Origin of the sequence: Microtetraspora sp. NBRC 16547 (assembly GCF_030268965.1) — a bacterium.
Classification (GTDB): domain Bacteria; phylum Actinomycetota; class Actinomycetes; order Streptosporangiales; family Streptosporangiaceae; genus Microtetraspora.
The window spans coordinates 165,941-192,660 of sequence record NZ_BSSE01000001.1 but is presented as its reverse complement, the minus strand read 5'-3'; the positions used below and the strand labels follow the sequence as shown (position 1 = coordinate 192,660).

Annotated in this window: 25 protein-coding genes and 1 pseudogene; 14 read left to right on the top strand and 12 right to left on the bottom strand. The window is 67.4% G+C overall.

Annotated elements, in window-relative coordinates; genetic code table 11:
• The 3 genes from QSK17_RS00815 to QSK17_RS00805 form a co-directional block, all read left to right on the top strand.
• Positions 1-907: DUF8189 domain-containing protein (locus QSK17_RS00815; RefSeq protein WP_502889108.1), on the top strand; the 907-nt coding region annotated here is incomplete at its 5' end.
• Between the two features lie 856 nt (positions 908-1,763).
• Positions 1,764-1,994 (top strand): hypothetical protein, encoded by a 231-nt coding sequence (locus tag QSK17_RS00810; protein WP_285702382.1) that lies wholly within the window; start codon positions 1,764-1,766, stop codon positions 1,992-1,994.
• Between the two features lie 718 nt (positions 1,995-2,712).
• Positions 2,713-3,864 carry an RNA-guided endonuclease InsQ/TnpB family protein gene (locus tag QSK17_RS00805; RefSeq protein ID WP_285702381.1) on the top strand — a complete coding sequence of 384 codons (1,152 nt, stop codon included), beginning with the start codon at positions 2,713-2,715 and terminating at the stop codon, positions 3,862-3,864.
• Positions 3,865-4,033: 169 nt separating this feature from the next.
• Here the strand turns inward: QSK17_RS00805 and QSK17_RS00800 are convergent, their stop codons facing one another.
• The 3 genes from QSK17_RS00800 to QSK17_RS00790 all read right to left on the bottom strand — a co-directional run bounded on the left by QSK17_RS00800 (position 4,034) and on the right by QSK17_RS00790 (position 6,147).
• Positions 4,034-4,933 (bottom strand): DUF8094 domain-containing protein, encoded by a 900-nt coding sequence (locus QSK17_RS00800; protein ID WP_285702380.1) that lies wholly within the window; start codon positions 4,931-4,933, stop codon positions 4,034-4,036.
• Positions 4,934-5,160: 227 nt separating this feature from the next.
• A complete protein-coding gene (locus tag QSK17_RS00795) occupies positions 5,161-5,262 on the bottom strand; it encodes an SHOCT domain-containing protein (RefSeq protein WP_285702379.1) in 102 nt (33 codons plus the stop codon).
• A gap of 213 nt (positions 5,263-5,475) precedes the next feature.
• A complete protein-coding gene (locus QSK17_RS00790) occupies positions 5,476-6,147 on the bottom strand; it encodes a TetR/AcrR family transcriptional regulator (RefSeq protein WP_285702378.1) in 672 nt (223 codons plus the stop codon).
• A gap of 159 nt (positions 6,148-6,306) precedes the next feature.
• On the opposite strand from QSK17_RS00790, the gene QSK17_RS00785 reads away from it, so the two are divergent.
• Positions 6,307-6,765, top strand: a complete 459-nt coding sequence (locus tag QSK17_RS00785; protein WP_285702377.1) for a hypothetical protein — start codon at positions 6,307-6,309, stop codon at positions 6,763-6,765.
• Between the two features lie 213 nt (positions 6,766-6,978).
• Complete coding sequence (locus QSK17_RS00780; protein WP_285702376.1) at positions 6,979-7,473, top strand: nitroreductase family deazaflavin-dependent oxidoreductase; 495 nt, start codon at positions 6,979-6,981, stop codon at positions 7,471-7,473.
• 272 nt (positions 7,474-7,745) lie between these two features.
• Here the strand turns inward: QSK17_RS00780 and QSK17_RS00775 are convergent, their stop codons facing one another.
• The 4 genes from QSK17_RS00775 to QSK17_RS00760 form a co-directional block, all read right to left on the bottom strand.
• Positions 7,746-7,931 carry a hypothetical protein gene (locus QSK17_RS00775; protein ID WP_285702375.1) on the bottom strand — a complete coding sequence of 62 codons (186 nt, stop codon included), beginning with the start codon at positions 7,929-7,931 and terminating at the stop codon, positions 7,746-7,748.
• Between the two features lie 61 nt (positions 7,932-7,992).
• A complete protein-coding gene (locus tag QSK17_RS00770; RefSeq protein ID WP_285702374.1) occupies positions 7,993-9,219 on the bottom strand; it encodes a hypothetical protein in 1,227 nt (408 codons plus the stop codon).
• Positions 9,216-9,881, bottom strand: a complete 666-nt coding sequence (locus QSK17_RS00765; protein ID WP_285702373.1) for an ABC transporter ATP-binding protein — start codon at positions 9,879-9,881, stop codon at positions 9,216-9,218. Before QSK17_RS00765 ends, QSK17_RS00770 begins: the two co-directional genes overlap by 4 nt.
• Complete coding sequence (locus QSK17_RS00760) at positions 9,874-10,380, bottom strand: PadR family transcriptional regulator (protein WP_285702372.1); 507 nt, start codon at positions 10,378-10,380, stop codon at positions 9,874-9,876. The genes QSK17_RS00765 and QSK17_RS00760 overlap by 8 nt, the downstream gene beginning before the upstream one ends.
• A 90-nt stretch (positions 10,381-10,470) precedes the next feature.
• On the opposite strand from QSK17_RS00760, the gene QSK17_RS00755 reads away from it, so the two are divergent.
• The 7 genes from QSK17_RS00755 (at position 10,471) to QSK17_RS00725 (ending at position 15,743) form a co-directional block, all read left to right on the top strand.
• Positions 10,471-10,623, top strand: a complete 153-nt coding sequence (locus tag QSK17_RS00755) for a hypothetical protein (RefSeq protein WP_285702371.1) — start codon at positions 10,471-10,473, stop codon at positions 10,621-10,623.
• On the top strand, positions 10,620-10,769 hold the full coding sequence (locus QSK17_RS00750) for a hypothetical protein (protein WP_285702370.1): 150 nt from the start codon (positions 10,620-10,622) through the stop codon (positions 10,767-10,769). The genes QSK17_RS00755 and QSK17_RS00750 overlap by 4 nt, the downstream gene beginning before the upstream one ends.
• Before the next feature lie 1,487 nt (positions 10,770-12,256).
• On the top strand, positions 12,257-12,877 hold the full coding sequence (locus QSK17_RS00745) for a maleylpyruvate isomerase family mycothiol-dependent enzyme (protein ID WP_285702369.1): 621 nt from the start codon (positions 12,257-12,259) through the stop codon (positions 12,875-12,877).
• A 274-nt stretch (positions 12,878-13,151) separates the two neighbouring features.
• Positions 13,152-13,853, top strand: a complete 702-nt coding sequence (locus QSK17_RS00740) for a hypothetical protein (protein ID WP_285702368.1) — start codon at positions 13,152-13,154, stop codon at positions 13,851-13,853.
• Positions 13,850-14,527 carry a DUF4166 domain-containing protein gene (locus QSK17_RS00735; RefSeq protein ID WP_285702367.1) on the top strand — a complete coding sequence of 226 codons (678 nt, stop codon included), beginning with the start codon at positions 13,850-13,852 and terminating at the stop codon, positions 14,525-14,527. Before QSK17_RS00740 ends, QSK17_RS00735 begins: the two co-directional genes overlap by 4 nt.
• A gap of 22 nt (positions 14,528-14,549) precedes the next feature.
• Positions 14,550-15,203: a TetR/AcrR family transcriptional regulator gene (locus QSK17_RS00730; RefSeq protein WP_285702366.1), complete on the top strand. Its 654-nt coding sequence runs from the start codon at positions 14,550-14,552 to the stop codon at positions 15,201-15,203.
• Between the two features lie 192 nt (positions 15,204-15,395).
• Positions 15,396-15,743: a VOC family protein gene (locus QSK17_RS00725; protein WP_285702365.1), complete on the top strand. Its 348-nt coding sequence runs from the start codon at positions 15,396-15,398 to the stop codon at positions 15,741-15,743.
• 145 nt (positions 15,744-15,888) lie between these two features.
• On the opposite strand, the gene QSK17_RS00720 is transcribed toward QSK17_RS00725, so the two are convergent.
• Both QSK17_RS00720 and atpB read right to left on the bottom strand, forming a co-directional pair.
• Positions 15,889-17,304 carry a M14 family zinc carboxypeptidase gene (locus QSK17_RS00720; protein ID WP_285702364.1) on the bottom strand — a complete coding sequence of 472 codons (1,416 nt, stop codon included), beginning with the start codon at positions 17,302-17,304 and terminating at the stop codon, positions 15,889-15,891.
• Positions 17,305-18,893: 1,589 nt separating this feature from the next.
• Positions 18,894-19,682: a F0F1 ATP synthase subunit A gene (gene atpB / locus QSK17_RS00715; protein WP_285702363.1), complete on the bottom strand. Its 789-nt coding sequence runs from the start codon at positions 19,680-19,682 to the stop codon at positions 18,894-18,896.
• A 99-nt stretch (positions 19,683-19,781) separates the two neighbouring features.
• Here atpB and QSK17_RS00710 point away from each other — a divergent pair, with 99 nt between their 5' ends.
• Positions 19,782-20,504, top strand: a complete 723-nt coding sequence (locus QSK17_RS00710; protein ID WP_285702362.1) for a TetR/AcrR family transcriptional regulator — start codon at positions 19,782-19,784, stop codon at positions 20,502-20,504.
• 184 nt (positions 20,505-20,688) lie between these two features.
• Here the strand turns inward: QSK17_RS00710 and QSK17_RS00705 are convergent, their stop codons facing one another.
• Positions 20,689-22,185 (bottom strand): LCP family protein, encoded by a 1,497-nt coding sequence (locus QSK17_RS00705; protein ID WP_285702361.1) that lies wholly within the window; start codon positions 22,183-22,185, stop codon positions 20,689-20,691.
• A gap of 29 nt (positions 22,186-22,214) precedes the next feature.
• On the opposite strand from QSK17_RS00705, the pseudogene QSK17_RS00700 reads away from it, so the two are divergent.
• A pseudogene (locus QSK17_RS00700) lies at positions 22,215-23,303 on the top strand (glycosyltransferase family 2 protein); the annotation flags it as partial.
• 209 nt (positions 23,304-23,512) lie between these two features.
• Here QSK17_RS00700 and QSK17_RS00695 read toward each other — a convergent pair.
• Both QSK17_RS00695 and QSK17_RS00690 read right to left on the bottom strand, forming a co-directional pair.
• On the bottom strand, positions 23,513-25,282 hold the full coding sequence (locus QSK17_RS00695; RefSeq protein ID WP_285702359.1) for a CDP-glycerol glycerophosphotransferase family protein: 1,770 nt from the start codon (positions 25,280-25,282) through the stop codon (positions 23,513-23,515).
• A gap of 18 nt (positions 25,283-25,300) precedes the next feature.
• Positions 25,301-26,707 (bottom strand): bifunctional cytidylyltransferase/SDR family oxidoreductase, encoded by a 1,407-nt coding sequence (locus QSK17_RS00690; protein WP_285702358.1) that lies wholly within the window; start codon positions 26,705-26,707, stop codon positions 25,301-25,303.
• Positions 26,708-26,720 lie beyond the last annotated feature (13 nt).

Below are 26,720 nucleotides of genomic sequence, written 5' to 3'. Positions count from 1 at the left end.
ACACGCCGATGGGCGGCTGGAGCTTTTCGCCCTCGGCGGCGACCGCAGCGTGTATCACATTTGGCAGACTGCACCCAACGGAAACTGGGGGAACTGGGCCAGCCTGCAGGGTCATGATCTACAACAGCTCACTGTCGGCCAAAACGCCGATGGGCGGCTGGAGCTTTTCGCCCTCGGCGGCGACCGCAGCGTGTATCACATTTGGCAGACTGCACCCAACGGAAACTGGGGGAACTGGGCCAGCCTGCAGGGTCATGATCTACAACAGCTCACTGTCGGCCAAAACGCCGATGGGTCACTCGAGATTTTCGCCCTCGGCGGCGACCGCAGCGTGTATCACATTTGGCAGACTGCACCCAACGGAAACTGGACCGGTGCGTGGAACGATCTCCTGGTTCCTGGCACTCTACCGCCACCTCCCCCTCCTCCTCCAACACCACCACCTGCGATCATAAATTACTTGAATGCGGCTCCTGACAACGGCTACATCACACTTGGCTCGTCGGCAACCCTGAGTTGGCAGGTCTCGAATGCGGAACGGGATACAGTCGTCAGTCTCCAAGGTCGCGAGCCCTTTGGCCCCGTCGTATTGAATAAAGTGCGTGTCCCCTTGACGGGAACGCAGACAGTTACACCAAGCGATGACACGAAGTATACCTTGACTGCACAAGATGGCAGGGGCGCCGTTTCGCGGGATACGTTGGTGTCAGTTTATTCACCTAACCCGCCGGCAGGGTCCGTCTTCTACTTCAAAATGACCAACCCCCAGAGCGAGATCACTCCATGCTTCACTGTTGCTGTGTACGCAAAGGATCAGACAACTGCGAAGTCAATCGCCGAACAACAGAACGGGGGTTATACAGCCACCGCGATCGATCAATCGCAATTCATGACAGCTTGTGACTAGACTAGTGTCTTTGCTCCTCTGTCCGAGAAGAGGCAAGAAGAGGGCCGGGGAGCAAATTCGCAACACGCCTCGACCTTCGCGGATACACCTGGTCGGGTGCCCGGCGCCCCGAGGACAGTAGCCACTCGCTCGACGACTCCACGTTCGGACGGTCATCCGGACGGTCATCCGGACGGATCGACAGCATCACGTTGGCGACCCAGCTCATTGGCCTATTGTCCGCCAGAGCCGCCTGTCGGGGTTGACGGCCCGGCCCATCGGATGTCTCGGGCCTTGGCGGCCCTGCGCTCCGGGGCGGCTTGCCACCGAATGACGGGGTGGCCCCGTCTTGGTGAGCGCGGGATATACACGGGATGATCACGCAATCGGTGCGGGCTACGGGAGGCGTTTACCCAGCTCAAGTCATGTGAGCAAGCAGTACAGCCACCCCTCTCCTAGTGCGGGTGTCATACGTAGCAGCGGAATCCGGTGGCCCAGTCGTCGAAGTCGTCGCGGAGGTAGGCGGGGTCGACGGGCCTGAGGCGGATCTGGGGTTTGTTCGTCCATCCACCAGATCTCGAAGTCGGTCACCGTTCCTACGGTGGGCCGGGCCAGTGTCGTGGGGCAGGAGAAGGACGTCCATAAAGCCGGCTACTACAGGGAGCTGGAGGTCTATGAAGATCCTGGTCACTCCGGCAGGCCATGGAGTGGGAAGGACGGTTCCTTGTAGCCTCTGCCCAAGCATGAGCTGTGATCGAAGTCGGGGCCATGTTTCCGCGCTCATGCGTGCCTTGCTGGAGTGAGGTGCTTCCGGCGAGGGTGGGATGAAGACCGTGGGGACCGGTACGCGAGCTGGGGCACGTCCACGTTCTATCTGATGCTCGACGACGAGGGATACGCCCATGTGCAGGTCGAGGCCTACGCCGATGGGACGGTGATCGCCTATGACACGGAGCATGATGAAGACCAGTACGGCGGTTTGACCTACGCTCAGTTGGACCTCGACGAGTTCGCGCCGTACGAGCTCGGTGAACAGGAGTTCTTCGAGGAACTGGGCCGTCTGCGCCCGATGAATCTGCAGGCCGGTCAGGCATGGCCGCCCGGCTGATGAGGTGCCGTGTTCCGTCTCTGTTCCGTGGGAGCGTCGAAAACAGCGGGAAGTGACGCGAGACGTCCGCAAGCGTAATGCCTGATCAGCCGCATGATCGAGTGATTTCCGCAGGTGGCCAGGTCCGGGGCCGGAGATCACCCAGATCTACGAGGGCACCAACCAGATCCAGCGCATGGTCATGGCCCGCCAGTTCCTCAAGTAGTCGTTGACGTGCGAAAAACCCCGCCCACCGGTTTCGGTGGGCGGGGTTCGCCGTCTCTGGATCCGACCTCTAAACGATCACTGTTTCGTCTCCGTTCCGTGAGAGATGGTGCAGCGCGAACGTTGTCAACAACACGACTGCGGTCAGTTGCCGTCACCGTTTTGGTAGGTCCGGCCTGGTGTGATGAAAGGATCACCGGTGGGTCCCAGGGGATGTCCCGAGCCAGCTCTGGACATAAGTGCCTTCATTCAGCGGTATATAGCGAGGAACCCCGGGCGTTCACTAGTCCGGGCGAGGCTGGTTCTCGATGTACTCCTTGATGATCGACAGTGGGCCGTCGCCGCAGGACGCCGGGAAGGGCGACGGTGACTAGAAATGGCCGCCTCCGGTACTTGGTGGGGAAGACCGAATGCGCGTGGAGGCTGTAGACCTGTAGACCACGCTGCGACCTTGGCGGATATCCGGTTTCGGTTTCCATCACGGCGGCATGAGCCAACCGATAGTGTGTTCGATGTGAGGCTGGTGGTGCAGGTGAGGCTGCGGCCGATGCCCGAGCAGGCGGCGTCGTTGGAGGCGACCTTGCGTGCCTGCAACGACGCGGCGAACTTCGCCTCGGTGACGGCGTTCACGACCGGGGACCGGCGTGAGTACGCGTTGCGCAAGCACACCTATCGCGAGGTGAGAGCGCGCGGGTTGGGGGCGCAGGCCGCCCAGCATGTGATCAAGAAGGTCGCCGACGCCTACACCACACTGAAGGCCAACATCCGGGCCGGGAACCTGGGACCGGAAGGCTCCCGGCGCCGCGCGCGGGCCGAGAGTAAACCGATCGCCTTCCGCGCCGATGCCGCGCAGCCGTTCGATGACCGCTGCCTGTCCTGGGACCACACCGCCCACACGGTGTCGATCTGGACCACGGCCGGCCGGTTGAAGAATGTCGCGTTCGTCGGGTCGGCCGACCAGCTCAAGATGCTCGCCTTGTACCGGAAGGGCGAATCCGACCTGGTCTGCCGGGACGGCAGGTGGTTTCTGTACGCGACCTGTGAGATCCCTGATGTTCCGGTCACCGAACCCGACGGGTTCATAGGGGTGGATCTGGGCATTGCCAACATCGCCACCACCAGTGACGGCGCCTGCCACTGCGGTAAGGGCCTGAACGCGGTCCGTCACCGCAATCGGGAGCTGCGCCGCCGGTTGCAGGCCAAGGCCACCAGGTCCGCCAAACGGCTGCTGAAGAAGCGCCGCCGCAAGGAGGCGCGGTTCGCCGCCGATACCAATCACCGCATCGCCAAACGCATCGTGACCGAGGCAGAACGCACCGGACGCGGCATCGCCCTGGAAGACCTGGGCGGGATCCGTGACCGGGTACGGCTCCGCAAGCCCCAGCGGGTCACGCTGCACTCGTGGAGTTTCCACCAGTTGGGGAGCTTCATCGCCTACAAGGCGGCCCGGCATGGGGTCGCCGTCGTCCATGTGGATCCGGCCTACACCTCTCAAACCTGCTCGGCCTGCGGGCATGTGGACAAGGCCAACCGGCCGGGCCAGGCGACCTTCTGCTGTACGTCGTGCGGCTTCGCTGAGCACGCCGACGTCAACGCGGCCCGCAATATCGCCTCGCGCGGTGTCGCGGGTTGGGCAGTGAGTCACGCTGCCGACGACGCGGCCTGACCCGTACCTGCCAGGTACGGCGAGGAGCTGCAAGCTTGGCCCTTCAGGGCCGAGAAGCTGACCACCCAGTAGTAAACAACCTCGATCCACCTCCGGCGAGGCCCTTGTCAACGCCTGTCTGTCCCGGCGATCTCACACCCGGTTACGCGCAGAACTTCTGGATAAGCGCTTAGGAGAACCAGTTGGCACCGAGCTCCTGGATGGTCTTGCTGCCCTTGGGCACCAGCAGCGCTTCGCTCAACACCTGGTTGACGTGCTTGGGGTCATTGACCAGAGCGAAGAGGAAGAACAAGCCGCCGTCTGCCGTACGGAAGCCGAAGACCGCACCGTGGCCGGCGAACGCGACGTACAGCCCCTTGTTAACTGCGGGGAACGCCTTGCGGCTGTAGCTGTTCTTAGCCAGGCGGTAGCCGGACGTGCCCTCCTTCTTCTTGTTGTTCCAGAAGTTCAGGTACTCCTCGGTCACGGCGCGCGCCACGGCGTTGTCCATGTCGGTGATGTAGCCGTCGGCGTCGAGCAGCGGCTTGGGCATCCGCTGGCCCCAGTGAATCGGGGTCGCGACGACCAGCCTGAAGGGCTGCCCGGGGGAGCGGAAGAACGCGAGCACGTGCGGGCGGGCATGGCCCTTAGTGTCCTTATAGGTCGCCTGCGCGATGAACCAGTCACCGATCGATGGCTGCTGCTCCGGCCTGGGCAGGTAGACCGTCAAGGTGCCGGTCAGGTTGATCGGCTTGTGTCCCGGCTTCCACCGGAAGGCCTCATGGTTGCGTTCGAGCACCGCCTCGTGCAGCGCCGCCTCGAGGAACAGCGAGTCGACCAGGGCGTTCTGTCGCCACCACTTGCGCTTCTTGAGCGCCGCGTTGTACTTGCCCACCCACTCCCGCATAGCCTGCCTAGCCTGGGAGATGGTCAGCGCCGCCTTGGTCGCGGAGCGGTCGGCGCTCGCGGAGGGCGCGGCGCCCGACGAAGGAGACGGTGACGTGGCCTGTGAGGTGACCGGGGTCGGCGTGGGCGCGTCGGCGAGCCCGGGGACCACACCACAGCCGGACAGGCTCAAGGCAAGAGCCATGATCAGCAGCATTCCGCGCACCGGAACACACCCCCAAGACCGAGCAAGACGTGATCAAAGAGAACATATCGGACCCCCGCAGCACAGGGACTTTAGGTCTGCCGTGGTGTGGTGGACGTGCAGTTCACCGCGCAGACCCTGCTCGGCGAGGACACCGTCGGCGGCGCGCTGGTCCTCACCCGCTTCCTCGTCGCGCTCGCGGTGGCCGCGTTCGACCGGGTAGCGCATCAGATCCGGGCGAGCAGTTCGGCCTTCTTCGCCGCGAACTCCGCGTCGGTGATCACACCCTTGTCACGGAGCTCCCCCAGCTTCCGCAAAGCCTCGAACACATCGTCATCTCCGGAGACGGGAGCCTCGGCCGGAGCCGGAGAGGCGGCGGGTCGCGCGCTGGACAGGCGGTGCCGAATCGCGTCGGCGATGCGGGCTCCGTCTTCGCATGGTCATGGCCCGCCAGCTGTTGAAGTAGGAGTTGACCAGCTAAAACCCCGTCCTCCCATTGTGGAGGGCGGGGTTCGCTGTCTCCTGATCCCGACGCTAAACGATCACTGTTGCCGCACCTGCGGTCTGGTTGCACCCGCGGCGATGCCGACCAGAACCGTTTCCAGCATCCGCTCGAACTCAGCCTCACCACCGAACCCCGCTTGCAGGGGAGCCAGGGCGGCCATGGTCGGATACAGGGCCGGATCGAACGCCGGTTGGGTCGCGCCCATCGCGGGGTCACCGGCCTCGCCGGGATCCGTGCTCAGGGTGGCGAGCAGATACCCGTTGAGGAAGCCGAAGAGAACCAGGGGGGCGTCCGCGATCGTCTGGTCGGCGATCCCGGCGCGGCGCATCGCCGTAGTCAGCCGCTCAAGCGCCTCGAAGGCCACCGCTGAGGTCTGCGCTCGGGTCGCCAGCAACGGGAAGATTCGGGGATGGCGTATCGCCATGTCCCGGTATCCGCGGGCCATCGTGAGCGCGATGTCCGTCCAGTCGTCCGGCCACTGTGCGGCGGTGGCTGAAACCTCGGCCAGGACGGCTTCGGAGATGGCGTCCAGCAGCGCGGCCTTGCCCTTGATGTGGTTGTAGATCGACATCGGATCGACGCCGAGTTCGGATGCCAGGCGCCGCACCCCGAATGACTCCAGCCCCTGGCGATCGACGAGGTCCACCGCCGCGGCGGCAATCCGCTCGCGGCTCAGCCCGGCCGGTTTGCCCTGTCCGCGTTTCGTCACTCGCCGTCCTCTCGCGTCTTGCTCAACCTACACCGTAGGCCTATATTCTACGCCGTAGGTAATACTTACGGTGTAGGTAGTAGGCCGAGCAGCGGCGTGACCACCTGATTCCGCCAGTTGCGTACGGCATGTGCGGCTTACTTTGAAGGAGACAGATCGATGACCAAGACCCGTCGTAAGCAGTCAGCCGTCGGCGCGATGTACGCGGGCCTCGGGCTCACCGTTGTCGCAATGATCGTCCCGTGGATCGACCTTGCCACCGGCAACGTGCTGGCCGGACACATCCGAGCTGGCTATCCCACCTTCCCGCAGGACCGCATCGACACCGCCGTCATGACGTGGCTTGTCTGCCTGTCAGTTGTCGGAGCACTCGGCATCATCTGGTGGTTCTTCGCCATCTGGGCGGTCAGGGCGGGCAAGCGGTGGGCCCGCAGCGTCGCGACCCTGGTGTTCGCACTCAGCTTGAGTGTCGCCCTGTTCGCCTTGCTCGTGCGGGACAGCTCCGGGGACACGGGCCTGCCGCCGCTGCTCGGTTGGGTCGGGATGGTGCCGAGCCTGGCCGGACTCCTGGCGGTCGCGCTGCTGTGGAGGGGATCGCGACCGACGTCGCAGGCGTGATCGAATGCGTGACCTCAGGCCTACCTACGGACGGTGCCCGCAGAAACCCGGAGCCATGACCTTCCCGGGATATCGGCGGGCGCAACCGCTGAAGCAACATGCCGTTGCCGTCAAAGCACGAGACGGGCGACGGCCGCATGTGGCGGACCGTCGGCTGAGCCAGGACGTCATTGCAAGGGAATTGCATACCGCGACCGCTCCCGCAGGGTCGCAATGAACCGAATCACCCAGTCGCTGGTCGGGCACTTCGGTGCGCTCAAGCGCAAGCTGTACGAAGGCAGTCGGCCGGGGTCGTTCATGCGGGCGTGGAACCGCATTGACGCACGGCTATACGCATCGGGAGTCTTCTTCCCGCGAAATGCGGTCACCTTGGAGGTGGTCGGGAGGCGCACAGGGCGGCCGATATCGCTGCCGGTCGCTGTCGCGGAACATGACGGGGAGCGCTACCTGGTGTCGATGCTCGGACCGAACGCGAACTGGGTGCGCAACGTCCGCGCCGCGGGTGGACACGCCATCCTGCGCCGACGTGGCCGCGAGGTGGTCACGCTGGAAGAGATTCCGGTGGAGCAACGAGCTCCCGTGCTACGTCGCTATCTCGCCGTCGCTCCTGGCGCGCGGCCCCACATCCCCGTAGACCGGCGGGCACCGCTGTCGGAGTTTGAGGGGGTCTCGCACCAGTATCCGGTCTTCCGGATCCGCAGCCAGTGATGAGTGAATCGCCTGTTCGGCTGGGTCCCAGCCTTGAGTCAGGTGGTGTACATGCAGGGGCGTGGTCCGCGGCTATGACCGATCGCGCCGATCGCGGCGGCGAGCTCAGGCACACCAGCCACGCGCGGATGCCGCTCGGCCAGCTCCACCGCTATCTGCCGTATCGCAGGCCGGTCACGGACCTCGCTCGGGGCGTGCCGGTGCGCCTCAAGCAGGGCCGACGCCGTCTGCTCAGGCTTGCCCCACTGCCACCAGACGCGCGCCAGATCAGCTCAGGTGGCGCCGACCTTGTTGAGCGTCTCCGCTGCCAGGTCGTAGCAGGCCGCCAGCCGCGCCATTGCGGCGGGCGTGCCTTCGCGCTCGGTCGCCTCAAAAACGATGGTTTCTTGAAGCCTCAGGAGCGGGTCCGCGCGGGGCGACGACTCAGAGCCGGGGCCGCTCAGCGTAGCCCCGGTCACCCACAGCTACATTTCCCCGTATCGCACGGACCCGAGTGGAGGGCCTGCTACGCGATCGTGGTCATATTCGCGTCTCAAAACGGAGTGCGCCGCGCAACAGGGGGCGTGCCGCCAGGGCGACGAGCACCGCGGCGAGCACCCCGACGCCCGCCATGGCCACGGCCCTGGCAACCGCCCAGCCGAGCCACTGAACTTGGTAGACGTCCATAATGGTCAGGACCACCACCGCGACCCCCGACACGGCCGCCACCACGCAGACCGGCAGCGCAGCGATGGCCGCCTGCCGCACGAGCACCCCGCCCAGTGCCCGCTCCTGCACCCCGGAAGCGGCCAGCGCGGCGAACGAGCGGCGAAGGTCTATCAGTTCCTCCGCCTGGTGCACCACCAGGGCGACCGCTGAGGTCACCAGGGCCACCAGGAGCGCGACGTCCACCAGCGCGTGCGCCTGGGAGTAGCCGACGCCGGCCTGCTGGGCCCCGGCTGCCGCGCCGAAGAACACGGTCAGACTCACCACGGACAGGGCCCTGGCCCACGCCCGCGGATCCGCCTCGACCAGCCGCGCGGCCAGCAGCGCCTCCGCCGACCGGGCCCGCCGACCGGCCCTGCGGGCGTACGCCCTGATCAACCAGGTCGCGGCCAGGGTCACGCCGAACAGCAGCAGTACCAGCCCGGCCATCATGGACGCCACGGATCCGTACGTACTGACGATCGGGAAACGGCCCTTCACCACGAGTCCGAGAACGAAGAGGCCGACGCCCCCCGCGAAGAGGAGCAGGTCCCGCACGCGCGGCCCCCGCACGCGCGCACGGCGGGCCACTCCCAGCGGCGAGGCGACGACGTGCCGGCCGGCGCGTGCCCCCGACAGGACCCCGCCGAGCGTCACCAAAGCCACGACCACCGGCACCTGCGGCAGCGGCCCGGCGAGATGGGTGACCACGTAGAGCGCGCCGCCGCCCAGCGACCCGCCCAGTCCCAGCAAGCCTCCTTCCATGGCGCCCAGCCGCCGCACGTCGCCCGGCGTCGCCCCCGCCAGCCGCAGGGCGGCCAGCCGCCGCTCCCTGGTGGCCGAGGCCAGCCGGTTGGCCTGGTGGACCAGGCCACCGACCGGCACGGCCAGCAGGGCCAGGCCGAGCCCCGTCAGCGAGTCGCCCTCATCCCGGTAGTCCGCCAGGCTGACGGCCGTGCAGACCAGGAACGTCGCCACCGCCGCGCCCGCGGCGACCAGCCGGGCGCGTACCCGCTCGGCTCGCGAGCGTCCCCTGTTCAACATCCGCAGCACAGCGATCATCGGTCCACCCCTGCCAGCACCGCTCCGTCGCGCAAGGCGATCTCCCGGTCGGCATAGGCGGCCACCCGGTTGTCATGGGTGACCAGGACGACAGCGGTATGGCTGCTGCGGGCCGCGCCGAGCAGCGCGCTCATCACCTGCTCGCCGCCGAGCGTGTCCAGTGCTCCGGTGGGTTCGTCGGCGAAGACAACACGCGGGCCGGTCACCAGCGCCCGCGCGACGGCCACCCGCTGCCGCTGGCCCCCGGACAGCTCACCAATGCGCTGGTCGGCGCAATCGGACACCTCCAGCCGGGCCAGCCACTCCGCCGCGACGGTCATCGCCTCCTGCCTGCCGTGTCGATTGAACAGCAGCGGCAGCGCGACGTTCTCCGCCGCGGTCAGCTCGGGCACCAGCTCGCCGAACTGGAAGACGACACCGAAGCTCTCGCGCCGCAGTGCGGTCAGCTCCGCCTCGGGCAACGTGTCGATCCGCCTGCCGTCCAGGACCACCTCGCCGGACTCCGGCCGGACGACCCCGGCCAGACAGTGCAGCAACGTTGACTTGCCCGCGCCGCTCGGCCCCGTGATGGCGACGATCTCGCCCTCCGCGATCTCCAGGGAGACACCGGTCAGCGCACTGGTCCGGCCGGATGACTTGCCCAGGCCCCTGGCCTCAAGCATTGCTGTCCTCCTTCATCCGCGCGAGCGCGGTCTCGATCCAGCGAAGGTCGGCGTCAAGGTGCTGAAGCGCGTAGTCGGCCGCCAGCACCTGGGCGGGCGTGCCGGACGTCTTCTCGGCGGTCAGCTCCCGCATGCGGGCCAGGTGCGCCTCGCGTTGCCGTACGAGATAGCCGTCGGCGGCCTTTCCCGCGACGGCGACCCGGGCGAACAAGGGGCTGGCGACGTACGGCGCCGACGGTTCGACAGTGTTCAGCCACCGCTCCAGCTCCGCCCGGCCACCGTCAGTGATCGCGTACAGGGTGCGCTCGGGGCCGCCCTCCTGCTGCGTCTCGGCCACCTCCGCCAGACCGTCGCGTTCCAGGCGTTGCAGCGTGGCATAGACCTGTCCGTACGCCAGCGGCTTCGCACCGGCGAGACGGTGATCGTGCTCCTTCTTGAGCTCGTAGCCGTGCTTCGGATGCTCCATGAGAAAGCCAAGTAGCACATGACCGGTTGACATGATCGCGACTATACATTCGATGAATAGTCGCTACAACGCGGGCGCTGCGCCGGGCTTCGGAGTGAGCGGGCAGGTGCCGGGGCGGCCCGGTTGTCGCTGGTCTCGGGGGTGCAGCTGCTGCGGCCCGAGGAGCAGGTGTTCTGCGTGTCATCGGACTTCCGGACCCGAACGCTCCGCCACACCTTGGACGCCACCATCGCGGCCGCCCTGGCCGCGGCGGGGAAGAAGGGTGGGACGTCGTGAAACGCAAGGTCGGCTACTCCTGGCGGCTGCGGGAGATCATGGCCCAGAACGGCATGTTCGCACCGAACTCGTCCCGCTCCTCGCCGACCGCGGCATCAGTCTCTCGGCCTCCCAAGTTCACCGGCTCGTCACCGGCACCCCCTTGACGCATTGCCCGCGCGTGAGGTCATTCAAGGAGCCTGGCGGGCTGCCCAGGAGGAAGCAGTGCGAGTCACCCGGGGACAAACCACTTGGCGACGATTAGTCGGGAGCGAGTGCCGTCATATGTCCGCGAATCACGTCGTTGATGTCCGCCTGGAGCAGTCTTCTCCGGGATGTTCGCGGCGGCGGGCACCCACCCTCCCATGCCGTCCCGACCCCACCGCTCGGGGCACGACACCGGAACCGGAGGCGCGTCTCCCTCCGCGCGCGAGATCAAGAGGGCCGCCCCGCGCACCACGAGCGCGGCAAGGGTTCCGAAAGGGGGAGACGCTTTATGCGCCCATGATGTCGATCTCGCTCGACCGGTTCGCCCTTTTCCGAAAGATCGTCGCATTCAGGATCCGGCTCTTACGCCGAAACCAATCGCCACCGCTCGACAGGGTTTCCCGCGTGGTCCTCGCTTCGGGGCGGCGGAGGGAAGTACGACCCCTGGCTCCGGACAGCTCGTAGAGGGCTTTAGGCAGTCGCAGGTGTGCGCGCGGACCCGCATGCTTGACATGCGCGGCTGTTCAGGCATCCGCCCGAGTCGCTCGTACGGTCCCGTTGGGCGAGGCACGTGCATGCTTGCACCGTGAATCCCGTCCGTGGGAACTTGGTGCCATGGCGGATCGTTGATCCCAGCAAAACGGGAATGGGGCCAAGATGGGCCGCAGAAAGACTACCCGCAGAAAGCGTAGACGGATGATTTTCCGTCAGTCTGGGAGGCCAGACGATTCTACACCGGTCGATTCCCCTTCTTATGCTCAATTGTCGGCATGGGATCGACTTTCCTCTATTCACGGCGAGGCCGCGATCCTGATCATGTTGACGGCTGTCGTCATCTCGATCGCGACGATAGATGACTTCAGACGAGTGCAACAATTGCAGGAACACGGCATTCCGGCTACGGCCACAGTCACCGGCGTGCATTACCGTCAACGTCTTCCCGATGAGCCCGAAGTCAGATTTACCACGCGCAGCGGCGTTGAGATTGAGACGAGGGTCGGTGCGCAGCGTTGGGACGGTACCCCCGAGACGGGCGATTCTCGGCAAGTGCTCTACGATCCGATTGATCCGAGGGGCGAAGTGCTGGATAGCCGAGTGAAGTTTGTCCACGCCACACATTGGCTGGGTGCCGCTTTAGTCCTTCTGCTCGTTCCACTAGCGATTTCAATGTGGCATAAAGGCCCCCGATTAATTGGCTGGAGCCGGATGGAATCGTGGGAACGTAGGCGTAGGCGCAGGGGACGACGATAGGCGTCGGTGAACGGTCCTCCATCTCGGTCGTGCTCGGGCCGCGTTGTTCGGCTCGGTGGGTGAGCAGCACGACCGCCACCTCCCGGGGTAGTGGCTCAGTTACGTGCCGGAAAACGGCACGTGAGCCATGTGGGTGCCCGACAGGGGCCTGTGTGGACTGGAGGAGACTGTAGAGGACTGGTAGATGGGGGCGGTCATGGACACCTGGCAGATGATTCGGGCCGAGCGTGCATCGCTGGCGAACGCCCTTGCTGCGTTGCCTGACGCCGACTGGGACAGGCCCTCGCTGTGTGCGGACTGGACCGTCCGGGACGTCGTCGGGCACATGATCGCTACAGCGAACATGACACCGGTGAAGTTCTTCTCTGATTTGGCGGCGAGCGGCTTCCGGTTCGAGAAGATGACCGCGAAGAACATCCGGCGGGTGACCGCCGGCAAGACCGATCGGCAACTGGTGGACCTGTTCCGGTCCCGTGTCGACGCACGTACCGCGCCGCCAGGGCCCACGATTTCATGGCTCGGTGAGATGCTCGTCCACGGCGAGGACATCTTCCGCGCACTCGATGGCTACCGCGACCACCCGGTTGAACATGTTCTGGCGGTGGCCGACTTCTACAAGACCAGCAACCTGCTGATCGGTGCGAAGCGGCGGATCGCCGGAGTGGCGCTCCGCGCGACCGACGCCGATTGGCGGCACGGCGCCGGTCCTCTCGTCAGCGGCCCGGCAATCGCTCTCCTGCTGGCCATGACCGGGCGCAAAGTCGCGCTCGACGACCTCACCGGCGATGGCGTGGCCGTACTCCGCGAGCGCCCCTGAAGGCCCTCGGCCTTCTGCCGACCTCCGCCACGCCCGCGCGACCATCCGCATCGCCGGTTCGCCTTTGGTGGCGAACGCCCACCCCTGCGGTACTCGGTCACCTGCCCGGCGATCTCGATCTCCCGTTCGGCGGCCCTCGGCGCAGCGCCGTTTCGTCATTTCGTCACATCGGCTTGCGTGTTCCCGGCAGTCGACTCGGGCAGCGGCATGGCTTGAGCGATCGCTCAAATGCTTCTAAGCTTTTTGAGCGATCGCTCAACCAAGGAGGTGGCCGATGGCGAGGTCCGTCTACGTTGAGACCCTGATCAGGGCCGATATCGACGAGCTGTGGCGGCGGACCCAGCGACCCGACTTTCACCAACGCTGGGATCTGCGGTTCACTGAGATCGATTACCTTCCCCGCGCCCCCGGCGAACCCCAGCGATTCCGCTACACGCTTCGGCCCCTGCCCTGGCTCGCCATCGCCGGAACGGGGATCACCGCCCGCGAACGTCACGGGGCGAACCGCAGCAGAACCTCGGCGCTGCGGTTCTCCTCACAGGATCCGATCTCGCTCATTCGCTCCGGTTCCGGCTTCTGGCGCTACATCCCCACGGACGACGGCATCCGCTTCGTCACCGGGTACGGCTACCACCCGGGCTGGGGTGGATGGGGAGTGGTGATCGACCTCGCCTTCCGGCCGATCATGGGCTGGGCGACAGCCTGGTCTTTCGACCGGCTCCGCCTGTGGCTCGAGAGCGGCAGGACCCCCGAGCGGTCCCTGCGACAGGCCCTCGTCGAACTGGGCGTCCGCGTCACCGTCACTGTCGCGGCGCTGGCCGTCATGTCACCTGCGCTCGCCATCGCGGTCGCCGCGACCGCGATCCTCCTGCCCCCGCTGCCGAACACCCCGGCAGCCAGGCGTTGCCTGCGGCGCCCGCCCGATCGGCGGGTCGCGACGGCGCCTGCCACACTCACCGAACTGGAGAGACCTTGAGCTCGATCTTCCTGCAGGCGCTCGGCAGCGACTTCGCCCGGCTCCACCCGAAGTTACAGCGCCGCTTCAGCGTGAACGTCGCCGACGGGGTGGCGTGCGTCGGCACCGGGGTGATGGACCGCATCTGGCACGCCGCGTTCGCCCGGCCGTTCCTCGCTCTCGGCGGCACCCGAAATGTACTGGTCCCCATCGCTGGGCGGAATGTGCCGTTCAGGATAGAGAACTACCCGTACGTCGACTCCTACGGACGCGAGACTGTCACCTTCGTCCGGACCTTCCATCTCCCCGGGCGGCAGCGGCGTTTCGACGCCACGATGGTGTACGACCACCAGCGGAGCCGGATCGTCGACTACCTGGGGTCGCACCAGCACATAGCGACTGACCTGGACTTCTGGGCCGACGAGCATGGAGGTCTCGTCATCCGTTCGGGCGATCATCGACTGCACGAAAGGTGGCTCTCCTGCCGCGTGCCCGAACTGCTCGCCGGAACCGCGGAGGTCCGAGAGTCGTACGACGACGAAGCCGGGAGATTCCGGATCCAGGTCACGGTCGTCAACCGCAGGTTCGGGCCGCTCTTCGGATACTCGGGGACCTTCACCGCCGACTACGTCGATGTCGCGGAGAACGGCGTGCCCGCTAGCGTGATGCCGCGACGTGAAGAGATGCGCACCTGATGCGGCACCGAACGGAGAGAAAATGGGGGACACCCGCACCAAGCTGCTCGAAGGTGCGCTGGAGACGCTGCGGACCCAGGGCATCGCAACGACGTCCGCCCGGTCCATCGCCGCTACCGCCGGCGTGAACCAGGCGCTCGTCTTCTACCACTTCGGCAGCGTCGACGACCTTCTCGCCGCGGCCCTGCGGCATGGCGCCGAGCAGCGGGTGGCCCTGTACCGGACCCGCTTCGCCGCCGTCACCTCGCTTCGCGAACTGCTCGAACTCGGCCGCGCGCTCCATGAGGAGGAGCGTGCCGCCGGCAACCTCGCCGTGCTCGCCCAGATGCTCGCCGGCAGCCAGACGGATGACAAGCTCGCCCCCGCCACCGCGGCAGGCCTCGGCATGTGGGTCGCGGAGTTGGAGGACGTGCTCGGCCGGGTCCTGGTGGACACCCCGCTCGCGGAATTCGTCGACGTCGGCGGGCTGGCGCGCGCCGCCGCCGCCGCCTTCGTCGGCCTGGAGCTGTACGAGGGCGTCGACAAGGATGGAGCAGAGCGTGCTCTCGCATCCTTGGAGCAGCTGTCGGATCTCGTCACCCTGCTGGAGGAACTGGGCCCGCTGACACGGCGAACCGTCCGCGGCCGGCTCCGCCGAGCCAGGGGTAATGCCCGAGGAGACGACGTTCGCCCCTGAGACACGCGGGCCGCGGCCTCCCGACCGCTTGGTCAGTCGCTCGATCACCGCGTCAACCCCTGCATCCTGGTCGCGGTAAAGGCGATCAAGACCGCGCTAGAGTCCGTTGCGGAAGCCGGTGACGGGATGTACCCACCGTCGGCCAGCGGAAAGATCAGACTCGCACCGCCCCGTCTGCCTTAGGAGACACCGATGTCGATCCGGCGTGCCGTCCCCAACATCCGGTCAGAAGGCTTGCAGGAGAGTTCGAAGTTCTACGGCCTGCTGGGGTTCGAGGAGGTCATGAACCTTGGATGGATCGTGACTCTCGCTTCCCCTTCCGACCCCACGGCACAGGTCAGCCTCATGACCGACGACAAGACCGCGTCCGTCGTTCCGGACATGAGCGTCGAAGTTGACGACGTCGACGCGGTCTACGCGGCGATGCGTGAGTGTGGTGCGGAGATCGTGCATCCTCTCCGGGACGAGGAGTGGGGAGTCCGCCGGTTCTTCGTTCGTGATCCGAACGGCCGTGTGGTCAACGTCCTCGGGCACCGATAACCCATGCGGCTTCGAGCTGGGCCTGCCCTTCGGCGGCGAGTGTGTCCAGCATGGTGTGCAGCAGCGCCGTGCGGGGACCGGCGTGGGAGTCGAACCCGCCGGGCGGCCCCTTGAAGGGACCGCCCGGCTCGTCGGGTGTGGGCGGTTAGTTCTTCGGGCCGTTGCCGTTGAACCGCGTCTTGCACTCCTGCAGTCGCACATCGACCTTCTCGCCCCTGTCGACGGTGACGTGCACCGTCTCGAGAACCTCGCCGGTCGGCCGGGCGCAGGTGAGCGTCCAGCTCTCCTTGAGGAAGTTGCCCGGGCCGGTGGCGACGACGCCGTTCTCGGTGTAGGCCGGGACCGGCCGCACCGACGGGTTGACGTGCCAGGTGAACTTGCCGTTGGTCGGAGTGATCAGGTGGGATTCCAGGTGGGTCGGAACCGCCACGGGCGGGTCGATGACGCTGCCCGCCTGCTTGATCGGCGCGGTCCACAGGTCGAAGTCCTTCGTGATCGTGAGGACCGCGCCCTTCGGCCCCTGGCCCGTGATCACGGAGTGTCCCGCCGGGTCCGCCGTGTACTCCAGGGCCACCATGAACGCCTCACGGTTCGACTTGCCCTCGTAGCGACCGGTGCCCAGGTAGTCCTCGATCACCTCGGGGTAGGTGTTGTTGGTCGACTGGGTCTTCATGATCTCGAACGTGAATCCGAGGCCGCGGGTGGCGTAGTAGGACCAGTCCGGGGTCTCGCCGGTCGTCTCGTAGTCGAAGCCCGACTTCATGCCCGTGTAGCCGTTCTTGGCCGACATCGCGTCGGTCAGGGCGGCGTAGACGGCCTCGTCCGGGGTGTCGCCCGCGCGCTTCTCCAGCGGCGGACGGAGGAGGGTGTGACCGGAGGTGTGGTTCGTGATCAGGACGGTGACCTGGTTGGCCGAGGTCAGCTCCATGATGTTCTGCACCTCGGGCTCGGAACCCGGCCCGGGGCCACGGTTCGTCGCGTTGGAACCCGCGTTGCTGCCCCAGCCGAAGGGGTAGTTGCGGTTGATGTCGACCCCGCCGCTGCTGGCGCACGTCGGCGAGACGCCGCAGCTGGTCCGCCGGTTGAGCATGAACCCGTCCACGTTGACGACCGGGACGAAGATGACCCGCGCCTGGTCGAGCAGGCGTGTGATCTGCGCGTCCTTGCCGTCGTTGTTGATCAAGTCGTAGGCGAACTCCAGCGTGTGCTCACCCGAGGGCCACTCGTTCCCGTGGTGCATGCCCATCATGAACAGGACCGGCTTGCCGTCGGAGCCGTTGACATCGTGGGTCACCTCGATGCCGTACACCTCGCGGCCCTGGCGGGTCTTGTGCGGCAACGTGATGTGCTTGACGAGATCGGGGTGCTGGGTGCTCAGCGCGAGCATCTCGTCGTTGTAGTCCGTGATCGTCCGGTAGGTGGTTCGGCCGCTGGGCAGAGCCGCCGTCTGCGCCGCCAGTTCCTGGACGGTCGCCGCGGGGTCGGTCGACTCGGCGAAGCTGGTCGTGGCTGCCGGAATGCTGAGACCTCCCAGCAATCCGACGCCCAACGCAAGCGTCAAAACGCGTTTCCTGGCGCTTGGAGTCGTGGGCGGCTGCGAGCCTCGTGAAGACATGGGGGGACCTTTCTTGCTGCAGACGAACTGGAAACAGAAACGCGTCCATTTATTCGAGCTGTTCTTTGAGGGTGCTCTTGGACGCTCCCGATCGGCCGTTGACTGCAAATTTTCAGGTAGTCTCTGGGATGAATGCAAACATGTCAACCCTCAGTTTTTCCGCACGCGCGCAGAATGTCGGGGGTGATGGGTGCTTTACAGTCCGGAGCCCGGCGGTGGATCCGGCCGAAACAAATGGGTGCGCCACCGGATCGGTGAGTCCCGTGTCGCTCTCCCTCCCAGGTCGGACGGGATATCGCCGCCGCTCCGTGCCGGGCCGGGGGGTGGCCGAGCGTACGCGTCCGATGTGCCGGGCGCCGGGCGGGGCGAGGAGCCCGGCGCCGCCCGCGCGGTGATGGTGGGCACCGGACCGGCCGAGGCACCGGCCACATGCTGCCTGAGCTGCGCACTCTCCGTGTTCAGGCTGGTCAGAGGCCCTCTGTGCGGGTCGGCCGATCCACATGATCGTGGGAAGCCGGGCCGGGTGAACCGCCGCGGGATCGTGGGCGTCCCGGCAGTCCCCCGCGTTCATTTCGAACGATATGTACGGTGAAACGCCACCGTGTGAACGACGATTTCGTAGCCGTCGAATTCGAAGAACACGCCCTGGAACGATCGGGCGTCTTCGAATGGGCCGAACCAGGTTGAATATTGCTTCATTCGTCGCGAACTGTGCTTTGTCGCGCGGATTCTCGTTTGCTCGCCTTCTGTCTGACAACGTGACTGTGGAGGAAAATGTTCACGGCCGATTCGGAACGCCATCGGCACGGATCGTGTACGGACGGACCCTTCTTCGGTGTCGATGGCTTTCTTGGTGAACTCGTCGGCGAGCTGACGGATTCACGGAATGCGCCGCACGGTGCACGGCAGGACGCGAGAAAATGCCAATCATCGTGATGCCCGGCGATCGGCCGTGCGACGTCGTGATATCGCGCTTCTGGATTTCGCTCGCGCGGCGGGCGACTGTGATGCGGGTTCTTCGCGGCCTCGTGGCGAGCCCGGGCGCGCCGCTCGCGTATCTGCCCGTCGGCCCCGCAGCACTGGTGACGCCAGGTGCGGGCCGCGGTCCGCGGTGCCGCTGACACCTGACGAGCCGGCGGCCGTCAGTCACGTGGTGGCATTCGCGGTCGGGGTGCGGCCACGGAGAGTGAGTTCCGGGCGGTGCTGGAAACCGGATTAGAGAAGGCGGAAAAGGGCGACGCGTGAGGAGTCCGGCTAAATTGCCGCCCCGGGTCGCTGGAACGCGATACAACGGTGGCGTACTGCGACAGGTGCGCACAACCGCCGACGGCGACACCCGCACATGCCGGAACGGGGCAAGGAGATTCCCGGAAGGTTACGTGGCCATTTGTTTGCAAGCGCACGCTCAACGCCGCGGAAACGCGTCGGCTCATGCCCCGGGTATGTGACCTCGCCGCGCTGATCAGGGCGGGGTATCCCGCTTCACGTCATCCTCGCGTCAGCCGTTCTCGGCGGGACGGGTGCGGGTCAGTCCCTCAGTGCTCGGGGTGGAGGGCGCCGCCGATGTACATCGCGGTGAGCATGGTGAACAGGAACGCCTGGAGGAACTGCAGGAACATCTCGAAGCCGGTCAGGGCGATCGCCGCGGCCACGCTCAGCACCCCCACCGGCGCCCCGGCCACGGTCGGGTGCTCGTACAGGAACCAGAATCCGACCGCGCTGAAGAACGCCAGGAGCAGGTGCCCGGCGAACATGTTGGCGAACAGTCGTACGGCGTGTGTGAGCGGCGCCGTGACGAAGGTGTAGAGCAGTTCGAGTGGCGCGTACAGCACGAGCGCCAGCGGCTTGGGCAGCCCCGGCGGGAACATCAGGTTCCTGAAGTAGCCGATGAGGCCCTGGTGCTTGATACCGAGATAGATCTTGATGACGTAGACGGCGAGCGCGAACACGATCGGGAACGCGATGTGGGAGTTGATCGGGAACTGGATCCCCGGAACGACCCCCATGAAGTTCCACAGCAGGATCAGGCAGAACAGGCTGAGCAGCAGCGGCATCCAGCGGTCCGCGTCCTTGCCGAGGAACGGCCGTGCCACCTGGTCGCGGACGAACAGATAGACGATCTCTCCGGCGTTCTGCATCCCCCTCGGCACCAGTGTGGGCTTGGCGAAGGCGGCCCAGGCGAGCGCGCACAGCAGGAACGCCCCGGTCACGGCCATCACGACCGGCTTGGTCAGCCAGAACGGGGCGCCGGGCCACAGCGGCGGGAAGTCGAAGAGCTCCACGCCGGGAGCCCGGAACACGTCTCCTGTCGGGGGTGTCGGCATGTGCGCCCCTCCGGACTCTAAAACTGGGTACACCGTACCTGGATACGTTTCGACCATACTCACCAGGTACGGCGTACGCAATAGGGGGCGGTGAAGGCGATGGCGCGCGAAAACCTGTGGATGCGCCCCGAGCGCTCCTCTCGGGGGCCGCAGCCGAGCTTCAGCCGGGCGGCGCTGACCGAGGCGGCGATCCGGGTCGCGGACGCGGAGGGCATGGAGGCGATCTCGATGCGGCGGCTGGCCGCCGAGATCGGCGCGGGCACCATGTCGCTGTACCGCTACGTCTCCGGCAAGGACGACGTGATCGAGCTGATGATCGACGCCGTGGTGGCGGACTACCTCCCGGAAGGCACCGCGCTCTCCGGTGACTGGAGGGCCGATCTCGGCGCGATGGCACGGCGGGCCAGGCGGACCATCCTGCGCCATCCGTGGCTGGCGCCGCTGGCCGCGAGCCGTCAGGGGGCGAGCCCCAACCGGTTGCGGCTGCTGGAGGCGTCACTGGGGATCGTCGACGGATTCGGCCTGGGAGTCGACGAGATGATGACCCTCATCGGGGCGGTCTTCGCCTACGTCAACGGATTCGTGCAGAGCGAGCTGGCCGAAGCCGAGGCGCTCCGCCGTACGGGGCTCGACCTCAAGCAGTGGATGGCCCTCCAGGCGCCCTACCTGGGCTCGGTGATCGCGAGCGGCGACTATCCCGTGATCACCAAGATGACGACCGAGGGCGGACGTGCCTATGCCGACATCGAGGAGCGCTTCGAGTACGGGCTGGAACGCCTGCTCGACGGTCTCGCGGCCGGCCTCCCACGATCGACGAGCTGAGGACGTGGCTGAGGAAACCGCCTGAGCAAGCGGCCTGAGCCGAGTCTGGTTGTCGAGTCGACCGTCCGGTACGTTTCGAGCGGGGCAGCGGACGATCGCCGCCGCGTTCACGCCCGTACGGCAGCCGCGCCCGGAGCGGTGGGCACCCGAGGCGGCGTGAGGCGCCGCCCGGTCGCGGTGCCGGTCACTTCTTGCAGATGTTCTCCGTCGCGGTCCTGGCGGACGGCGTGGGCGTGGGCGTCGCGGATGGGTTGGCGGCGGGCTGGACCGCGACCTTCACCTTCTTGACCGTGTTGTGGTTCTGGCCGACGACGACCTCGATCCCCTGGACGTCCGCCTCCCGCAACTCGGCGCCGGGAATCGCGGCGGCGACCGTGCGCGCCGAGTCCTCGCGGCCCTTGGCGTACCGGACCACGGTGGTGGTGAAGTCACGCTTGGCGGTGTCGCCCGGCGGGGTGGGCACCATGAAGCCGGCCCCGACCAGCGCGGCCTTGGTCCTGGCACCGAGCCCGGTGACCAGGGTGCCGTTCAGCACGCGGACCGCGATCCGCTCCGGCGGCACGGTCAACGCCGGGGACGCTGAGGCCTTGGGCGAGGGGGCGGCGGACGCCTTCCCGGAGGCGGCGGGGGAGGCCGCGGCGGTCGGGCCGCTCAGCGGCTGGTCGGAGTCGATCCGCTGGAACAGGTCGCGCGCGGCCTTCTTGTCCCACAGCACGGCGGACTCGTTGGTCGGCGTCCTGTAGTTCACATCGGCCAGTGGGACGGTCATGAAGGTCACGTCGTCCGACGAGACGTCCTTGAGCTGGTTGGCAAGGCCCAGAAGGTCCTTCTTGAGAGGGTCGTCCACGGTGAGCGTCTTAAGCGCGGAGTTGACCAGGCCGGTGAGCATGACCGGGTTGGTCAGGGTGCCCCCGCTCATGGCCTTCTGCATGAGCGCGGAGATCACCTGCTGCTGGCGGTCGATGCGGTCGAGGTCGGAGCGCGCCGTGGCGCGGGTGCGGGCGTAGGCGAGCGCGTCGGCGCCGTTGAGCTCGTGCGTCCCCGGCTGGAGGGTCAGCTTGGTCTTCGGGTCGTCGATCGCCACCGGCGTGCAGACCGTGACGCCGCCGAGCGACTCCACGACGTCGATGAACCCCAGGACGTTGACCTCCACGTAGTGGTTGATCTTGAGCCCGGTGGCCTGCTGGACCGTGCGCACCGCGAGCTTGGCCCCGCCGTACTGGTAGGCGGAGTTGATCTTGTGCGTGCCCTGTCCGGGAATCTCGGTCCAGGTGTCCCGGGGGATGCTGACGACGGTGACCTTCTTGTGGTCCTCCGAGAGATGGATGACCATCATCGTGTCGGTGCGCTGGCCCTGCTCATGGCCCAGATGGAGCTGGTTCTGCAACTGCCGGGTGAGATCGTCGCGCTTGTCCAGGCCGACCAGGAGGATGTTCATCGCCCCCTGGGGCGCCGACGCCTCGGTCCCGGCGTCGACCGACCTGATCTGGCCGGCGGCGTAGTTGGGAATCGCCCACAGCGCGCCGGAGCCGAGCAGCACAGCGCCCGAGAGCGAGCCAGAGACGATCAGTGATCGGAAGCTGGTGCGGCCGCGTCTGGCGCGCCGCGCGGCGAGCCTGACTCCGCTGTTGCCGTCGCCCCCCACGTGAACGCCGGAGTCCTCCTCGTGGTCGCCACGCATGCCGCGGTCACCTTTCGGTTGCCGTCTCCGCCCCCACGTACAGTAGCGTGAGCCAGGCCATGAAGCCCTTCCCCGACTCGCCACAAACGAGCCAGCCGCCCACGCGCGACTGGCCGCCGATTTCGGTGATCATGCCGGTGCTCAACGAGGAGCGGCACCTGGCGGAAGCCGTACGGCAGGTCCTCGCCCAGCAGTACGAGGGCCCCATCGAGGTCGTCCTCAGCGTCGGCCCGTCCCATGACCGCACGCAGGAGGTCGCCGACGCGCTCGCCGCGGCCGACCCGCGCGTCGTCGTCGTGCCGAATCCCACCGGTCGCACGCCAAACGCGCTCAACGCGGCCATCGGCGCGTCCCGCTATCCGATCATCGCCAGGGTGGACGGGCACGCGATGCTCCCGGCCGACTACCTGGCCACCGCCGTCGAGACTCTGGAGCAGACGGGCGCGGACAACGTCGGCGGCATCATGGCCGCCGAGGGTGTCACCCCGTTCGAGCAGGCCGTCGCGTGCGCGATGACCTCCAAGATCGGCGTCGGCAACGCTCGCTTCCACACCGGCGGCCAGGCCGGCCCCGCGGACACCGTCTACCTCGGCGTCTTCCGCCGGGAGGCGCTGGAGCGGGTCGGCGGCTACGACGAGCACTTCCAGCGCGCCCAGGACTGGGAGATGAACCACCGCATCCGCGAGACCGGCGGCCTGGTCTTCTTCCAGCCGCGCATGCGGGTGTCCTACCGTCCCCGGCCGAACGCGCGGGCCCTGGCCAAGCAGTACTTCCACTACGGCCGCTGGCGGCGGGTGGTCTCCCGCACCCACCAGGGGACGATCAACCTGCGCTACCTCGCGCCGCCCGCCGCGGTGGTCGCCATGGTCCTCGGCATCGTCGTCTCGCCGTTCTTCTGGCCCGGCCTGCTCGTCCCGGGCGCGTACCTCGCGGCGGTCCTGGCCGGCTCGGCGCTGACCGGCGGCGGGTTGTCCGCCGCCGCCCTGCTCCGGCTGCCGCTGGTCTACGCCACGATGCACATCTCGTGGGGCACCGGCTTCCTGACCAGCCCGCCCGGGCTCAGCAAGCCGCGTCCGGCGCTCGAGAAGGCCTACACGCAGGATTACTTGGGCGACTAGTGCCCCAACCGGCAAGGTTTGCCCGGAAGGAGCGGTGTCCAGGGTGGTGCATCGCAAGGCGGAGGAGGAGGTCGTAGCGGAGCCTACGGCCGACATTCCCGGGCCCCGCGGAAAGTCCGAGCCTGCGAGGAGTTTTCGTGGGTGGGGCGACAACGCGGCGAGGTGCCGCCCTGGGCGACGCGACGGGGCAAAGATTGACGGGCGGGGCACTAGGCCACCTCGTCACCCGCCGTCGCGAGGCTTTTCCCCGCGTCGCCCGCGTCCGCTCTGGCGCGGGCGGCCGTGACGGCCTCGTCGAACCGGGTGAGCGCGTCCGGGTGGTCCGGCCCGAGCAGATAGCTCCTCAGCTCGCGCCGGGCCTCCGCGAGGACGTCGTCCTCCGGGCGGACCCGGGACACGACTCCGGGCAGCTCGCCGCAGTCCGGGCCGAGCAGGTAGGCCGCCGCGGCGGTCGGATATCGCTCCCGGAACTCGCGCTCGGGCAGCCCGGCGACGTTCGTGACGGCGTACGGCTTGCCGCTGGCCAGGAAGTCGGCGATCACGCTGGAGATGTCACTGATCAGCAGGTCGGCCTGGTTGAAGCATTCGTACAGGTGCGGCTCGTCCCCGGTCACCACCAGGTGCGGTGGGGCCGCCGCCCCGAGTCCGGCGTCGCGCAGCATCCGGGTGATCGCGCCGTGCGCCTCGCGCGCGGTCGCGGAGCGGTGGCCGGTGAGCGGGTGCGGCTTGTAGATCACCCGCACTCCGAGGGCGAGCAGCTCCCGGACCAGTGTCGGTCCCATCGCGGCGACCGACGTGTGGAACAGGTCGTCCGTCCACCCCTCCCAGGTCGGCGCGTACAGGACGCTCGGGTACGGCAGGCCGGGCCCGGTCGGCAGCACCCCGTCGAGCTGGGGCCGCCCGACCTCGACGACGGCCTCGTCGCGCACTCCCACCCGCGCGCGGCGGTAGCGGTCACGCCCGGCCGGACCGGCGACCCAGACCTCGTCGTACACCTTCGTGAAGGGGTTGAACGAGGCCTCCTTGTCGCTGTCGCCGTGCCCGATGAAGACGCTGGTGACGCCCGGCATCCGGAGCATGTGGATGTTGTTGCCGACATTGGACGCGAACAGGGTGACCCGCGCGGTGTCCAGGCCGCGGAAGTTCATCATGTCGACGGCCGAGGGGATGCACAGCACCGGGAGCGTCGTCTTCCCCAGCGCGGCCAGCAGCTCCCGCTCCCGCAGCACGACCAGCACCCGGCTGGCGATCCGTTCCAGCGTGCCCAGCCACATCGTGGCCTGGTAGGCCGAGTCGGCCGGGCCGGAGAAGTAGAGCAGCACCTCGGGCCGGTAGGCGCGGACCTGGCGGTCCACGGTCGCGATGACCCGCCGCCGGTCGGCCAACGGGGCGGCGCGCCACACGTGGACGGACAGGGCCAGCACGGCGGCGGCCTCCAGGGCGAGCGCGCCCGCCGCGCCGGCCGCGCCGAGCCAGTCCTTCCCGGTCAGCGCTCCGAACGCGGTCATCCCGACGGGCAGCACGTCCAGGTACAGCAGACGCGCGCCGCGCCAGTTGACCAGCGTCTCAGGCGGCGCGGGCGGGAAGGTGACGTCGAGGTTCCTGGTGGCGACCGGCTTCAGGTTGTGGCACCGGTTCAGATAGGTGGCCAGCGCGCTCTGGGCGGCGCGCAGCCAGTGGAACAGGAACAGGCCGCCCGCGAGGAGGGCGAACCACGGGGACTCGGCTCCGGCGGTCCTGGCGAGCAGCAGCACGGCCGCCATCTCGCGCATCAGGAAGCGCAGCGTGGCCGCGAGCTGGAGCCGGCCGAGCCGCTCCGTCGCCTGCGGCGGCAGGGCCAGCTCCGCGGCGTACGACACCGGCACCAGGATTACGAAGACCCACGGAAGCGGGTACAGCGCGGCGCCCATCAGTGCCGGATAAGACGCGAGTACGACCCCGATGAGCAGGGCGTTTCTTCCCCTGAACGATCCCCCCATGCATCGCTGCCTACCCACTCACCTGGTCAGCCGCACGTCGATGACGTGTCCGGTGAGGCGGGAGATGAGCACGTCGAGGCTGGTACGGGCGACGGCGGCCGGGGAAAGCAGTGTTCCGGCCGGTTCGTCGCCGAAGGCCCGCAACCGCATCGGCGTGGCGGTGCGCTCGGGGTTGACGCAGTTCACCCGCACGCCCTGGTCGGCCCACTCGTCGGCGAGCGCCTGGGTGAGGTTGACGACCGCCGCCTTGGTCGAGGAGTAGAGGCTGTAGTCGGCCCGGCCCCGCGTGTACGACGAGGAGGTGTAGAGGAGGAGCTGGCCGCGGGTCTCCGCCAGGTATTTGAGCGATGCGCGGGCGATGTTGACCGGGCCGAGGTAGTTGACGCCGATCGTCTCCTCGATGGTGGCGTGGTCGGCCTCGCCCAGCTTGCCCATGTGCAGGACGGCCGCTGTGTTCACGACGTAGTCGATGCGGCCGGTCTCGGCGTACGCCCCGGCGAGGGCGTCCTCGACGGCAGAGGCGTCCTGGACGCGGACGCCGTTCGCGGTCCGGGAGAAGGAGTGCACGGTCGCGCCGTAGCCGCGGGCGAGCTTCACGATGTCGGCGCCGATGCCGTAGCTGCCGCCGAACACCACGAGGCTCTTCCCGCGCAGAGCCGCGTGGTAGCCCTCCTCGGTCAGCGCCGGGGCGGTGCTCTCGGCGAGCTGGAACAGCTTGTCGGCGATGAAGACGTCGACCGGGTGGGTGACCTTCATGTTGTGCTCGCTGCCCGGCACGAGGTAGATCGGCACGTCGGGGAGATAGCGAAGCACGACGCCGCAGTCGTCCGTCGCGGGGAGCTTGTCGAAATCGGGGTCGGCGAAGGCGCGCTCGTAGGCCGCCCGGATCACCGACAGCCGGAAGCACTGGGGAGTCTGGCCGCGCCGCAGCCGCGAGCGGTCGGGGATGTCGCGGATGATCTCGCCGCGCGGCCCGGGGACGGCCACGACGACGGTGTCAGACGACGGGATGGCCACGTCCACCGCTTCGTACCGGGCGAGGGCGGTGACGCAGTCGCTGATGATGCGCGGCTCCACGAGGGGACGGACCGCGTCGTGCAGCAGCACGTCGCACTCCTCGTCGCCGAGGGCCTGCAGGGCGCGCCACGTGGTCTCGGTACGGCTCGCGCCGCCTTCGAGGATCTTGGTGACCTTGGTGTAGCCGTTCCGCTCGACCAGCGAGGCGACCTCGTCGGTGAAGCCGGGGGTCATCAGCACGATGACCTCGTCGATCTCCGGATGGCCGTCGAACACACCGAGCGTGTGTTCCAGAATGGTCCTGCCTGCGATCTTCAGCAGTTGCTTGGGGGTGTTCAACCCCACCCGCTGGCCGACCCCGCCGGCCAGTACGACTCCGACCGTGCGCAGACGCGATTTCGCGATCATGATGCCTCCCCGC

Excerpts from the sequence above, each read along its gene's own strand:
- QSK17_RS00765 (WP_285702373.1), bottom strand. The coding sequence starts at position 9,881 with ATGCTTGAGGCCAGGGGCCTGGGCAAGTCATCCGGCCGGACCAGTGCG.
- QSK17_RS00725 (WP_285702365.1), top strand. The coding sequence starts at position 15,396 with ATGTCGATCCGGCGTGCCGTCCCCAACATCCGGTCAGAAGGCTTGCAG.
- QSK17_RS00695 (WP_285702359.1), bottom strand. The coding sequence starts at position 25,282 with ATGGGGGGATCGTTCAGGGGAAGAAACGCCCTGCTCATCGGGGTCGTA.
- QSK17_RS00800 (WP_285702380.1), bottom strand. The coding sequence starts at position 4,933 with ATGGCTCTTGCCTTGAGCCTGTCCGGCTGTGGTGTGGTCCCCGGGCTC.
- QSK17_RS00690 (WP_285702358.1), bottom strand. The coding sequence starts at position 26,707 with ATGATCGCGAAATCGCGTCTGCGCACGGTCGGAGTCGTACTGGCCGGC.
- QSK17_RS00740 (WP_285702368.1), top strand. The coding sequence starts at position 13,152 with ATGGCGAGGTCCGTCTACGTTGAGACCCTGATCAGGGCCGATATCGAC.
- QSK17_RS00810 (WP_285702382.1), top strand. The coding sequence starts at position 1,764 with ATGCTCGACGACGAGGGATACGCCCATGTGCAGGTCGAGGCCTACGCC.
- QSK17_RS00745 (WP_285702369.1), top strand. The coding sequence starts at position 12,257 with ATGGACACCTGGCAGATGATTCGGGCCGAGCGTGCATCGCTGGCGAAC.
- QSK17_RS00705 (WP_285702361.1), bottom strand. The coding sequence starts at position 22,185 with ATGCGTGGCGACCACGAGGAGGACTCCGGCGTTCACGTGGGGGGCGAC.
- atpB (WP_285702363.1), bottom strand. The coding sequence starts at position 19,682 with ATGCCGACACCCCCGACAGGAGACGTGTTCCGGGCTCCCGGCGTGGAG.
- QSK17_RS00730 (WP_285702366.1), top strand. The coding sequence starts at position 14,550 with ATGGGGGACACCCGCACCAAGCTGCTCGAAGGTGCGCTGGAGACGCTG.
- QSK17_RS00760 (WP_285702372.1), bottom strand. The coding sequence starts at position 10,380 with ATGTCAACCGGTCATGTGCTACTTGGCTTTCTCATGGAGCATCCGAAG.
- QSK17_RS00770 (WP_285702374.1), bottom strand. The coding sequence starts at position 9,219 with ATGATCGCTGTGCTGCGGATGTTGAACAGGGGACGCTCGCGAGCCGAG.
- QSK17_RS00710 (WP_285702362.1), top strand. The coding sequence starts at position 19,782 with ATGGCGCGCGAAAACCTGTGGATGCGCCCCGAGCGCTCCTCTCGGGGG.
- QSK17_RS00785 (WP_285702377.1), top strand. The coding sequence starts at position 6,307 with ATGACCAAGACCCGTCGTAAGCAGTCAGCCGTCGGCGCGATGTACGCG.
- QSK17_RS00780 (WP_285702376.1), top strand. The coding sequence starts at position 6,979 with ATGAACCGAATCACCCAGTCGCTGGTCGGGCACTTCGGTGCGCTCAAG.